Here is a 10,654-nt window from a genome sequence, read left to right as displayed (position 1 = left end):
CATATCTGGTCATTTGAAGTTGCTCCAGCCATGGAGTAAGTTATTAGATCGGGTACTTATAAAAGTCATGGTTTATGGGACATTACCAAACTTTGAATAAAGTTTGTAAGAGTAATCCAGAGTTAAGGAAAGATAAAAAAATTATTGCGGATTTAGCATTTTGCAAGGAAATAGATATTCTATTAACTACGGATAGGAATTTAGCAGATATTAATATTCCAACCTTAGAAATATTCACTCCTAAACGATTATTTAAATATCTTTCCAAAATACTCGAAGTACGAGATGTAAAGTAAGAAGTGGGCTCACACCAGACGAAAGCTTCGATGGTGCAGAACGGGTTTTAACTGTAAGAAAGTAGGTGTATACAATAAAGAAGTATTAAAATGCACGAAATAGGGTTGTATCCAGCCATCGAAAAATTCTTGTTGCGTAATAGGAACTGTCTTCCAGAATACATCGGAACTGAATTAGCTTTGAAGATCTTAACGAGCGGCAGATAAAGGGAATTTTTCGCGAAAGCGACCATTTCATTCTTATCTTCGATAACCTTCACCAGCACCTTCTCCACGTCCTCGTAGTTTTTTAGGAAATTCTCCCCACCACACACACCTTCATGCACAATAAAGGTCATACCTCATTGCAAAGTCCACAATCTCTAGAAAAGTTTTTATATGGTGTGCGCGAATGATTCATCACTATGGGGGTGAGGTGGCGGTGAAGAGCGCGGAAGAAAAAAGCGGAAGCATAAAGGAACCCGTTATCGTCGTCTCCGACGTGCATTTAGGCGGCGAGGCATCAAATTTCCGTGAGTTCTGGGACTTCCTGACTGGCTAAGCACGTTAGATGCGAATGGCACCTCACTCAAATGCGACGATAAGGAGATTACGATAAGAAGGCCGGGCACGATTGTGCTTCTGGGCGATATCCTCGAGCTCTGGGACCCCCGGAAAGACGATCGGAACTACGTCGCAAAAGATGTACTAACCCCGATTTCCATCTTGAATGCTCTTGATTGCGATATTATCTACGTAATAGGGAACCACGACGAGGATATCTTCGAGATAAAAAAAGTTTGGAAGCAGAAAGGTGTCAGGTTCCCGTACAAAGGAAACAGCACCTTCGAGATCTTTTTTCGAACGTACCCCAAATCCAAGCGCGTTAAAGGCACAAAGCGAGTAGAAGGAGTGGACATTGGCCAGAAGAGATATGTATTTTTACACGGCCAGCAATTTGACAAATTCCAGATCTTCTATACGCTCAGTAATCGTCTAAAGTTTCGCTTTGATCCTATCGATTGGCATCAAGACCTCGCAAATGTATCTTTCACTAAAAACATTGGAAGGACTTTCCGGGCCACATCTGCATTCATTTTACTTTTCTTTCTCTACCTTTTAGGATTCATCTTTTGGTTCAGAGATACGCCGCTATGGAGCGGTTTCGGTATCCTTTGGATTATTATTTCAGCTTATTTCGTGGTGACAATTCTCCCGAAGGTAGTTACGTGGTTGAATACAGAGATCTGGCGGCGAAATACGGGTAAAATCATTCCGAAATGCATGCCGGTCAAAGACGTTATAGAGGAACGCTATGTGGATAAAAAGGGCAAGCATATAGACGCAGATGTCGTTGTTTTTGGCCATACCCATTATGCCGGCACGTATTACATGGAAGCGAAAAAGCGATTATTCATCAATACCGGCGGGTGGGTCAAAATTTCAGAAGAGTGTGAGAAACAAGGAGCAGTCCCCAACACATTTCTCTATATCGATACCGATGCACCACATTTGTTACAATGGAATAAAGAGAAAGGGGCGAACGGAGAAAAAATAACGTGCCTGGAAGACGTGAGCTGAGCAAGGGGTACGCAACCAAAAAGCCGTGATTCACTTTACTTACTCATCCTTCAACCACCTTTACCAGCACCCGCTCCACATCCGCGCGGCTCTGCGCTGCTGCTTCGACGATATCCTTATAGTCTAACGGCTCCTCGACGATCCCGTGCGCGTAATTATCCACGGTGCTGATGTTCGCGTACCGTAATTCCAGCTCGGTCGCCAGTGTTGCCTCCGACGCCATGTTCATCCCGACCAGGTCGGCATAATCTTTTATCATGGTTATCTCCGCTTTCGTCTCCAGCCGTGGACTCAAGGTCTGGAAATACACGCCCTTCTCGATGATTGTAATAGTTAACGACCGCGCAGCTTCGAGTATTCGTTTTCTCAACGCCTCATCCAGGCCCGGTGTAACATGAACGATCTCATTGTCATAATACGTGAGGATATTAAAGAGACCAATGTAATCGTGCGGAACGACCAGGGAGCGTGGTGGTATGGCACGCTTCAAACTGCCAACCGACGTCACACTGATGATTTCATCCACGCCTAAGTCCTTAAATGCGCGCATATTCGCTTTATAATTAATCCGATGCGGCGGAATGTTTCGTTCCTTACCATGTCGTGGAATGAAGACAATCTCCTGTGAATGGACCGTTGCAACGAGCGTGTAAACCGGGCCGTATTCGGTCTTCACTTCTCGCTCATGCGTATCCACAAGCAGTTCCGTATCGAATAAACTCGTCCCACCGATTATGCCAAGTGCCATCTTCCATCACCAATAAAGAATCCTCTCTTTCGAATAATAAACTTATTTTTGGTCTCCTCTGCTGTCGTTGAACGCCCGCTATTTAGGGAATATCAACAGAGCAACATTTCTCTCTATGGCCACAGCTCGTCCCAGCTTCGTTCCCCGAGAACAACCTCAAACTCGTTCATCGAAAGAACCGGCTTCTTAAACTGGACAAAATCCTCAGCCACGCGTGGGCACGCGGTATTAACAAACACGTCAACGTTAAAGCCGAGCAGTCGATCTTCGGTTATCTCCTCCAGCGCGATCAAATAAGCATCCAAACCTTTCGCAACGGCTTTCCGCTGCAGCGCAATCGCTTCGTTCAGGCTCATTTGGCCGCTCTTTGTGCTGATCAGTATCCCCACGGATTTCGCATCCAGCGAGCGCCCGATCGCGATGTGTCGCTTCTTTCGCAGTTCCTCCGGCTCAATTACGGTGATCATACCGGTGAAGGGATCGGCCGCAATTATTCGCTTACCGGTATACAACGCGATCCCCTTCGGATGAAAGCTGCCACTGCCGATAAACAGCATCTCATTGCAGGGAACCCGTGCAGAAGAGAACTCACAGCCCAAAACCTGGCCATCGTATTTTACCATATCGGCACCCGTACCAATTACCGCCTCCTTTCCTGCGCGCGCAAGCACGTCTTTCGCTTCGGTCAATGCGTGAACATGCTGCACCGTAGCGACTAATCCCACGCAATCGCCCGTTATCTCGGCTGCTGCGCGCTCCACCACCGGTTTTACGTCAACTGTGCTTCGGAGCTCTACGAAAATAACCTTTTCCTCTATTTTTCCTTTTAGCATCGGTGTTCTCGTTTTAAACGAGGAGGAGGCGGTATGCCCGAAATGGAAAAGAAGGTCTACGATGCCTTCCAACTTCTCGTCAATATCGCACGCGCCATAGCACGAATTCCCGGAGATTATCACGTCCGCATCGGTCTCACGTGAAATCGCCGCGGCGAGCGCCGGAGCATCGGTCTTAAGGCCTTCTGGAAGCTGCAGCCCGACTCTGCGCGCGCCTCGCTCTCGTATCAGCGCTTTTATCCGCTCCAATTCGAACTCGTATGCTCGGTGCTCCATAGTAACTAATTACTTGCTTTTCTTTTATGTGCTAAAAATTGCGCGGGGTTTTTATACTCGTAGACTGTGAATTATTAGCTGATGTAACATGACCAGCGAACCTACTCGAAAATCCGGGAACGAAGGCGTAAAGACGTTTTATATTGGCTTTTTAGCTCTTGGTTTGATAATAGGCATTCTATTGGGCATTGCCGTTGGCAGCGTTGTTCTTTCACCAGCACAAACGCAATGTACCCTGCCTGAGTCCACGGTACCAAACGCATTGACACCAGAAGAAGCGGGTACCACGACGATCGACTTCCTCAGAGAGTATGCCATTCCACCCGGTGTTGAGATTTCCTTGATTAATGTGACCGAGCTGGAGAACGCGAATCTGTACACCGTAGCGGCGAATGTATCCATGCTGGGGACTTCGGAAACGCGGGAAGTGTACATAACAAAAGACGGCGAGATCCTATTCCCCGGTGCCATTGACATAGAGGAATACAAAGCGATGGCGGAATTGCAGCAGGAACAAGCAGAAACTATGGGCTGATGGAAGGGATGAGATAATGAGATGAAGACATTCTCTCTCGATTTTTTAGCTCTCGGTGTGATAATCGGCCTGCTGATGGGAATTGCCGTTGGCGGGTCGATTCTTCAGTCAGCGCAAATACACTGTGCTCCGTCCGATTCCACAGCTACAACCGTATTGACACCGGAAGAAGCTGGCGCCAAGACAATCGACTTCCTCACGGAGTATGCCGTCCCCTCTGGTGTCGAGGTCTCCCTGGCAAACGTATCGGAGCTAGAGAACGCAAATCTGTACAAAGTCGTAGCTGATATATCCGCGCAGGGATCCTCAGAAGTGCTGGAGATATACATAACGAAAGACGGCGAGCTACTGTTTCCCACAGCCATTAACATCGAGGAATTTGAATCCTTGGTCGCGTTACAGCAAGAGCAGGAAGAAAAACGAGCACAAGAACAGCAGCAAGGACCGACAATTGGCAATTTTATCGTAAGTACCGACGCCCCATGTACCGAGGAGGGAAAGCCCATTGTCTATTTCTTCGGCAATAACGGGTGCAGTGCATGTCGGTGGGAGCATCCGATAATGGAGCGAGTAACGTCAAAGTTCGAGGGGTACATCGCGTTCCACGACAATATGAACAACGCGGGCACGGATAGTGCGGTATTTAACCGATATAGCACGGGTAGTATTCCAACGATCGTTCTCGGGTGCCAGTATTACCGGATTGGAGCCGGGGTGCGAATTGGCGAAGAGCAAGAAGAGAAAGTCTTGACAGCCATTATGTGCACGTTAACAGAGAACAAACCCAAAGCTGTTTGTTCCGACCCTGAAATCGAAGCGTTGCTAGATCAAATCGGGTAGTAGCGAAAGAGACGGTAGAGTGTTTTGAAAAATTTAAGGCAATCACAATACTCGTAATCAAAAGGTTTCGTTAACCATTGTGCATGCTGCAAATCAGCAATCGGCTTTTCTGCTGCGTTGAGTTAAGTGAGTTGAGCTGAGCTAGCGATACTGCTGCTAGCCCACTTCCATACCCTCTCCCTCGTCAATTGGCTTTTGCGAATTAGGCAGCCGCTTCAGCTCGTCCGGCACTTTCACTCTGAGTATGTTGGTAGAACGAACGTGATAGACGGGGTCTCCGGTCATCGGGTCGTAATTCTCGGTGCGAATAATGCTGCTGACCACCGTCTTAAATCTCAGTACCGTGCCGTCATCCAGCTTATATTCGTTCCAATCCTCTTTCCACGTCTCGAAATCCACATTCGTCGCTTCTACCTCTCGTCCATTTGACATACGCACTTTCATCTTCTCACCTTTCGCTTTTAATCCTCTCGCTCTATCTCTGTATCTGTAATTGTAAGAATAAAAGGTTTCCCTCATGCTTTTTCGAGCACGGTTATGTACCGGGTCAAACTTTTGTGGACGCGATAGGCGTGCTGTTCAACGAGCCGGAAACCGTACGTACGGGCGAAGGAATGGAAAGCCCGTGAATTAGAGACGATGACCGCTTTTCTTCCCGTTTTCAGGACACGGTGGATCTCAGCGAGGGCCTCCTGGTGTAGCAGCTCGATGGAAACCGAGCGCGATTTGGTAACACGGAAGCTTGACCCTAATACAAAGGACGCTCGACCGTACGGCATGTCTGTTACAACCGCATCAAGGCTGTTATCCTTCAGGGGAATCTTAGACGCGTCACTTACGATTAAATCACCCTGCAGTCCAAAGAACTCCAGGTTCTCCCGTGCTCCGCCCACCATCTTCCTCTGCACGTCTGCTCCGATTGCCCCTGCTCCGATTGCCCCTGCTTCTATCAGTATCCCGCCTGTGCCGCAGAACGGGTCAAGAAGAAGCTCTGCAGCGTTAACGCCGCTGAGATTGACCAGCGCACGCGCGATTTTCGGCATGATAACGACCGGCGAGAAGAAAGGCCGGAAATGCGGCCTCGTAGCCTCAAAGTGCTGCTTATCCATCGCATGCACGAGCAGACAGAAGAAGCATTTTTGTGCTGTTAACAGGAGAACGAAGGTTTTTGACGGCCTTTTAAGATCCACCGTGTAACCCGCTCTCGTGATGCACGCTCCCACCAGCCTTAATAACTCATCTCTTCTCGAATACAAGCTGCTTTTGCGCATGAACCGGGTACGAACCGCAAAGGTGCGCTCCGCTCCCATAATAGCGCTCACGTCCACGCTGTTAACGAGTTCCTGTATCTGCTTTTCGACCAGCGCGCTCGTGCCTAACACAGCATAAACGCGATGCGTCATTCCTAATCGCTTTGATAGCACTTGGAGAAGCGCATTTTCGGGCGAGAGCTGTGCTTCAATCACCAAGAGTCCCTCTAAGAACGTCCGTTCCTCGTACGCAACGCCTGATGCGTCTAGGCATGCGAGAACCTCAGCCTTTGGCAGCGTTTCGTGCTCCCCGGACAGCTCGAAAGCAAGTTGCATTTTGAATCTTTATAAGAATAAAAGCGCGTAGTTTACATATTGAACTTAACGAAAGAGGAGCAGAAAACAGAAGATTAAAGTGCGATAGTTGTTATGCATGAGGATAAGGGTGTGACGGAGATAGAGTAAGCCAAGAGGATGAGAAAGAATGAAGGGACAGGTAGTAATTGAGGAGCTGAGACACGGAACAGAGCTTTTAAAGCGAGGTTTTGCGTCCTTACAGAAGGGCGGCGTGATCATGGACGTAACGAGCACAGAGCAGGCGAGGATCGCTGAGGATGCTGGTGCAATTGCGGTCATGGCGTTACATGCCGTTCCCGCGGATATACGGAAGGCCGGTGGCGTAGCACGCATGGCAGATCCCGCGGTCATCTCGGGGATTATCGATGCCGTAACGATACCGGTGATGGCAAAGTGCCGAATAGGCCATTTCGTCGAGGCGGAGATACTGGAAGCGCTGGGTGTGGACATGGTAGACGAATCAGAGGTTCTCACGCCGGTGGACACGCATCATGTGGATAAGCGAAAGTTTACCGTGCCGTTCGTCTGCGGCGCGCGCGATTTAGGCGAGGCGTTGCGGAGAGTAGAGGAAGGAGCGGCAATGATAAGGACGAAGGGCGAAGCAGGAACGGGCGACGTGAAGGAAGCGGTTCGACACATGAAGCTAATCATGGGCGAGATTCGAGCGCTCAAGGGAAAGAACGACGAGGAGCTGAAAGACGTGGCGAAAGAGTCAAAAGTGTCCGTTGAATTAGTGCGCGAGACAGCGGAATTGCAGCGCTTGCCCGTCGTGAACTTCGCAGCAGGCGGCGTGGCAACACCTGCGGATGCCGCGCTCATGATGCAGCTCGGTGCAGACGGTGTTTTCGTCGGATCAGGCATTTTCAAATCAGAAACGCCAGACAGGATGGCCGTGGCAATTGTGGAAGCGGTGAACAACTACGATGACGCGAAGAAACTGGCTGAGCTTTCTAAGGGCTTAGGAACGCCGATGAAGGGCATTGAAGTGAGCGTTCTGGGCGAAGAGGAGCTGCTGCAGGTGCGGGGTTGGTAGCAGCATAGCGAGCGTAAGACGGAGAGACGTAGCGTAACACCCGCACAAATAAATCTGCTTTAACGTCAGTCACGTAGTCAGCTAAATAGTCAGTAGAAGCGAGCGGAGTCGTGAGTAACTCAGTCCTCGCTCCTTCTCACTGTTATTGGTACAACGTCTTTCTCGAATTCTTCTATGGCAATGTTTATGGGGTCCATCTCGTCGGTCTCTATGAGCACGGGAGCGCCCATGGCTATCTGCAGTGCTCGAGCACCTATGATGCGTGATTTTTCGTATTTCGTATATTCCATTCTTCCTTTTTTCGTCAAGAAGATCAACCTTCCTTTATTTATGTATGGTGAGCACGTGATGAGAGAATGGGGTTGCTGAGATTTGAACTCAGGTCTCGGCGTCCCGAACGCCGAAGGATAGACCAAGCTACCCTACAACCCCTTCGTCAATCATTAGTTACCATCCACTCCGTCATTAGTCTTATCCATAAGGTGCAACCTCATCTATAAGCTCCGCGTGCGTCAGAAGCATTCGGCGACAGCAATAGCGCGTTATCCCTAAATCGTCCAGCACCATGCCTGGATCCTCGCGCTTTATCCGCTCCTTATACTCATCCCAAACGTCTGATATAACCTTTCCGCACGTGAAACACCGAACTGGAATCATTAGTCCGCCGCCTCACCGATAGGACTTCTGCCGCTTTGCTCGTGCGCCTTTTGCACCAAACTTCTTCGTCTCCCGCTTACGCATGTCACTAACCACTAGGGTCCTATCATAGTCCTGATAGGTCTCTTTCAGCTCCTCGTTCTCCGTCCATTCCACCAAGCCACGCGCAATAGCAGTACGAGCAGCTTCGGCCTGGCCGATGAAGCCGCCACCATTCACGGTTACCTCCACATCGATGCTCGCAATATTTATATCAGGAAACTGAGAAGCGATAAACAACGGTTCCGCCAGCTTCGCCCGGACCACGTCCGGCTCGATGATTTCCAACGGCTTCTTATTTATCCTTACAGCGCCTTTACCCTCTTTTATCGTTACGCGTGCGACCGCGGTCTTCCGCTTCCCCACTTCGTTCACGGGTTTCTTTACCTTCGTTTTGGTGCCCATCCTAACTTTTCACTTACCTCCCCTACCGTTACATATTTACGCGATAACCGTTCTGCTGAGGCGTTCGCCACGGAACCACGCTCAGCCGCTTCATATTCATCGGGTATACTCAGATAAACCTTCAAACGCGCGAACGCATCTCTGCCCTTACCCTGCTTATAAGGGAGCATACCCCGTATCGTGCGCTTCACGATCCGATCGGGCATTTTCGGGTAGAACGGCCCCTGCTCTTTTGAACCGCGATCCTTCTTCGCCTTGTAATCTTTAAAAGTCCGCTCCTTTGACCCGCTTATGACTACGCGTTCCGCATTAACGATCACGATCTCAGTATCCGGTTCGGTCAGGAGCTTCTTCGCTACCGCACTTGCCATTCGCCCCAAGATGAGCCCTTCGCCATCTATTACTTCTATCCCCATCGCTCTTTCTAATAACTCCTTCTTCCTAAAAAGATTTGGTTGGTGGTTGATTAAACGATTATCTTCACACCGGACCCTTTCGGGTTGGCTTCCATCAATTCCTCAATGCTCACGCACTTACCACGCGAGCTGATCTTCTCAACTGCCCGTTTACTGAAGCCCAGCGCCGCTATGGTGACCGGCTTCTCGATCTCGCCCGCGCTCAGCACCTTGCCCGGGACCACGATCGTGTCGTTCTCCGCTGAATATCTGTTTATCTTGCTCAGATTCACCTCAGCGTAATGCCGTCGCGGCTTCTCCAATCGCTTCGCGATGTCCCGCCACAGCGGTGCGCTGCTCTCGCGCGAAATCCGCTTCAAATCCCCTATCAATCGATCGATCCGTGGATCTGTCTTTTCTCTTCTTCTCATCTCTTCTCTTCTTCTTTTCTCTTCTCGGTCTTCGCCTTCGCCTTCACCTTTCGCCTTTACCTTCGCCGATAACTCTAATAACGCGTGCACCATAAAATTCTTCTGTGCGCTTTCGGACTCGGTGAACTCCCGGAAGTTGCCCTGGCATTTTTCAAAAATACCGTCGGTAAAAAGGAATTAGTAACAACTTTCCACGAATTTGTGTTATCGTAAGTTTTTTAAGTGCTGAAGTACAATATGGTAGTATAGATTGCCATTAGGTTGCAATTTTTATTACCTGATGCTATGGAATGAGGAGGTCATGTAAAGAATGAAAAAGAAAGGAAATGGAAGGTTTTTGTTAGTTGCTATTGGTATAGTTATTGTATTAGTGGCAGGAGCGTGTATTTCTGGCACTCAGAAATCTGGGCTTGAGATCAAGAACTTCCAAATAGAGCCCACTGAGATACATCCCGAGGGAGCGATCAACGTCAAATTTGATGTGGTGAATCACGACAAACAGATTATATCTAAAAACTCTTTTGATGTCCATTTATACCTTGTCGAACCTCCCGATTGTGAGAAGTACTGGGATTGGCAGAAAACAAAAACTATAGACAAAGAACTTGGTTTTGAAAGTTCATATCCGGTTTTATTCACTGTGCAGAGCAAAGATACAATACCTTCGGGGGGAGCAATATACACATTCAAAGCGTGTTGTGGTCCCAATGCAACGAATAAATGTATCGTTTGTAGCGAAGACACGGTCACAGTGACATAGTAGTCGCAGCCTCGTACGTTTCGGTATCACTGGTAAGAGGAGGAAAAAGCCTCTCGTAAATAATTGAAGAGGAGCGATTTACGCTCCTCAAAATTGATCTGGATTGTGTCTACTTCTGCAACAGCCGGTTCAACGCGCTGATATAGGCCTCGACGGACGCCATGACAATGTCGTCCCGTGCACCGCGTGCCGTTACCGTTCGCCCGCCCTGGCTCACGCCCACGATCACCTCTGCAAGT

16 protein-coding genes and 1 tRNA gene are annotated in these 10,654 nt (G+C 48.9%); 6 read left to right on the top strand and 11 right to left on the bottom strand.

The window, feature by feature from the left end; all coding sequences use genetic code 11:
- The first annotated feature begins 687 nt into the window (after positions 1–687).
- Positions 688–837, top strand: coding sequence for a hypothetical protein (locus tag JW878_00160; GenBank protein ID MBN1761480.1), 150 nt, complete (start codon positions 688–690; stop codon positions 835–837).
- 638 nt (positions 838–1,475) lie between these two features.
- Positions 1,476–1,856, top strand: coding sequence for a hypothetical protein (locus tag JW878_00155; GenBank protein ID MBN1761479.1), 381 nt, complete (start codon positions 1,476–1,478; stop codon positions 1,854–1,856).
- A gap of 43 nt (positions 1,857–1,899) precedes the next feature.
- Here the strand turns inward: JW878_00155 and JW878_00150 are convergent, their stop codons facing one another.
- Entirely contained in the window at positions 1,900–2,604 is a 705-nt protein-coding gene (locus JW878_00150) for an MTAP family purine nucleoside phosphorylase (GenBank protein MBN1761478.1), read from the bottom strand.
- 113 nt (positions 2,605–2,717) lie between these two features.
- A complete protein-coding gene (gene dph2 / locus JW878_00145; GenBank protein MBN1761477.1) occupies positions 2,718–3,713 on the bottom strand; it encodes a diphthamide biosynthesis enzyme Dph2 in 996 nt (331 codons plus the stop codon).
- Positions 3,714–3,801: 88 nt separating this feature from the next.
- On the opposite strand from dph2, the gene JW878_00140 reads away from it, so the two are divergent.
- The gene (locus tag JW878_00140; protein MBN1761476.1) at positions 3,802–4,248 is read left to right on the top strand and encodes a hypothetical protein; all 447 of its coding nucleotides are present in this window, start codon (positions 3,802–3,804) and stop codon (positions 4,246–4,248) included.
- Between the two features lie 21 nt (positions 4,249–4,269).
- Positions 4,270–5,088, top strand: coding sequence for a thioredoxin family protein (locus JW878_00135; GenBank protein MBN1761475.1), 819 nt, complete (start codon positions 4,270–4,272; stop codon positions 5,086–5,088).
- A gap of 156 nt (positions 5,089–5,244) precedes the next feature.
- On the opposite strand, the gene JW878_00130 is transcribed toward JW878_00135, so the two are convergent.
- Together JW878_00130 and JW878_00125 are read right to left on the bottom strand one after the other, a co-directional pair.
- On the bottom strand, positions 5,245–5,532 hold the full coding sequence (locus tag JW878_00130; GenBank protein MBN1761474.1) for a hypothetical protein: 288 nt from the start codon (positions 5,530–5,532) through the stop codon (positions 5,245–5,247).
- Between the two features lie 71 nt (positions 5,533–5,603).
- On the bottom strand, positions 5,604–6,674 hold the full coding sequence (locus tag JW878_00125; GenBank protein ID MBN1761473.1) for a methyltransferase domain-containing protein: 1,071 nt from the start codon (positions 6,672–6,674) through the stop codon (positions 5,604–5,606).
- 148 nt (positions 6,675–6,822) lie between these two features.
- On the opposite strand from JW878_00125, the gene pdxS reads away from it, so the two are divergent.
- Positions 6,823–7,728, top strand: a complete 906-nt coding sequence (gene pdxS / locus JW878_00120) for a pyridoxal 5'-phosphate synthase lyase subunit PdxS (protein MBN1761472.1) — start codon at positions 6,823–6,825, stop codon at positions 7,726–7,728.
- 119 nt (positions 7,729–7,847) lie between these two features.
- On the opposite strand, the gene JW878_00115 is transcribed toward pdxS, so the two are convergent.
- From JW878_00115 to JW878_00090, 6 genes are all read right to left on the bottom strand, one after another.
- Positions 7,848–8,018 (bottom strand): DNA-directed RNA polymerase subunit K, encoded by a 171-nt coding sequence (locus JW878_00115; GenBank protein MBN1761471.1) that lies wholly within the window; start codon positions 8,016–8,018, stop codon positions 7,848–7,850.
- A 67-nt stretch (positions 8,019–8,085) separates the two neighbouring features.
- Positions 8,086–8,160, bottom strand: a tRNA-Pro gene (locus JW878_00110).
- Positions 8,161–8,199: 39 nt separating this feature from the next.
- Positions 8,200–8,385 (bottom strand): DNA-directed RNA polymerase subunit N, encoded by a 186-nt coding sequence (locus JW878_00105; protein ID MBN1761470.1) that lies wholly within the window; start codon positions 8,383–8,385, stop codon positions 8,200–8,202.
- Positions 8,386–8,397: 12 nt separating this feature from the next.
- On the bottom strand, positions 8,398–8,829 hold the full coding sequence (locus tag JW878_00100) for a 30S ribosomal protein S9 (GenBank protein ID MBN1761469.1): 432 nt from the start codon (positions 8,827–8,829) through the stop codon (positions 8,398–8,400).
- Positions 8,808–9,239, bottom strand: coding sequence for a 50S ribosomal protein L13 (locus tag JW878_00095; GenBank protein MBN1761468.1), 432 nt, complete (start codon positions 9,237–9,239; stop codon positions 8,808–8,810). Before JW878_00095 ends, JW878_00100 begins: the two co-directional genes overlap by 22 nt.
- A gap of 56 nt (positions 9,240–9,295) precedes the next feature.
- On the bottom strand, positions 9,296–9,748 hold the full coding sequence (locus JW878_00090) for a 50S ribosomal protein L18e (GenBank protein MBN1761467.1): 453 nt from the start codon (positions 9,746–9,748) through the stop codon (positions 9,296–9,298).
- A 217-nt stretch (positions 9,749–9,965) separates the two neighbouring features.
- Here JW878_00090 and JW878_00085 point away from each other — a divergent pair, with 217 nt between their 5' ends.
- Complete coding sequence (locus JW878_00085; protein ID MBN1761466.1) at positions 9,966–10,415, top strand: hypothetical protein; 450 nt, start codon at positions 9,966–9,968, stop codon at positions 10,413–10,415.
- Between the two features lie 109 nt (positions 10,416–10,524).
- Here the strand turns inward: JW878_00085 and JW878_00080 are convergent.
- On the bottom strand, positions 10,525–10,654 hold a 130-nt coding region (locus JW878_00080; protein MBN1761465.1), incomplete at its 5' end, for a hypothetical protein.

It is taken from the genome of Methanomicrobia archaeon, assembly GCA_016930255.1.
In the GTDB taxonomy this organism is placed as follows: Archaea; Halobacteriota; Syntropharchaeia; order Alkanophagales; family Methanospirareceae; genus JACGMN01.
The sequence above is the reverse complement of the archived record's forward strand: the minus strand, read 5'-3'. Positions and strand labels throughout refer to the sequence as shown.

Coding starts and splice junctions, on each gene's coding strand:
- JW878_00160 (MBN1761480.1), top strand. CDS start 688: ATGATTCATCACTATGGGGGTGAGGTGGCGGTGAAGAGCGCGGAAGAA.
- JW878_00150 (MBN1761478.1), bottom strand. CDS start 2,604: ATGGCACTTGGCATAATCGGTGGGACGAGTTTATTCGATACGGAACTG.
- dph2 (MBN1761477.1), bottom strand. CDS start 3,713: ATGGAGCACCGAGCATACGAGTTCGAATTGGAGCGGATAAAAGCGCTG.
- JW878_00140 (MBN1761476.1), top strand. CDS start 3,802: ATGACCAGCGAACCTACTCGAAAATCCGGGAACGAAGGCGTAAAGACG.
- JW878_00135 (MBN1761475.1), top strand. CDS start 4,270: ATGAAGACATTCTCTCTCGATTTTTTAGCTCTCGGTGTGATAATCGGC.
- JW878_00130 (MBN1761474.1), bottom strand. CDS start 5,532: ATGAAAGTGCGTATGTCAAATGGACGAGAGGTAGAAGCGACGAATGTG.
- JW878_00125 (MBN1761473.1), bottom strand. CDS start 6,674: ATGCAACTTGCTTTCGAGCTGTCCGGGGAGCACGAAACGCTGCCAAAG.
- pdxS (MBN1761472.1), top strand. CDS start 6,823: ATGAAGGGACAGGTAGTAATTGAGGAGCTGAGACACGGAACAGAGCTT.
- JW878_00115 (MBN1761471.1), bottom strand. CDS start 8,018: ATGGAATATACGAAATACGAAAAATCACGCATCATAGGTGCTCGAGCA.
- JW878_00105 (MBN1761470.1), bottom strand. CDS start 8,385: ATGATTCCAGTTCGGTGTTTCACGTGCGGAAAGGTTATATCAGACGTT.
- JW878_00100 (MBN1761469.1), bottom strand. CDS start 8,829: ATGGGCACCAAAACGAAGGTAAAGAAACCCGTGAACGAAGTGGGGAAG.
- JW878_00090 (MBN1761467.1), bottom strand. CDS start 9,748: ATGGTGCACGCGTTATTAGAGTTATCGGCGAAGGTAAAGGCGAAAGGT.
- JW878_00085 (MBN1761466.1), top strand. CDS start 9,966: ATGAAAAAGAAAGGAAATGGAAGGTTTTTGTTAGTTGCTATTGGTATA.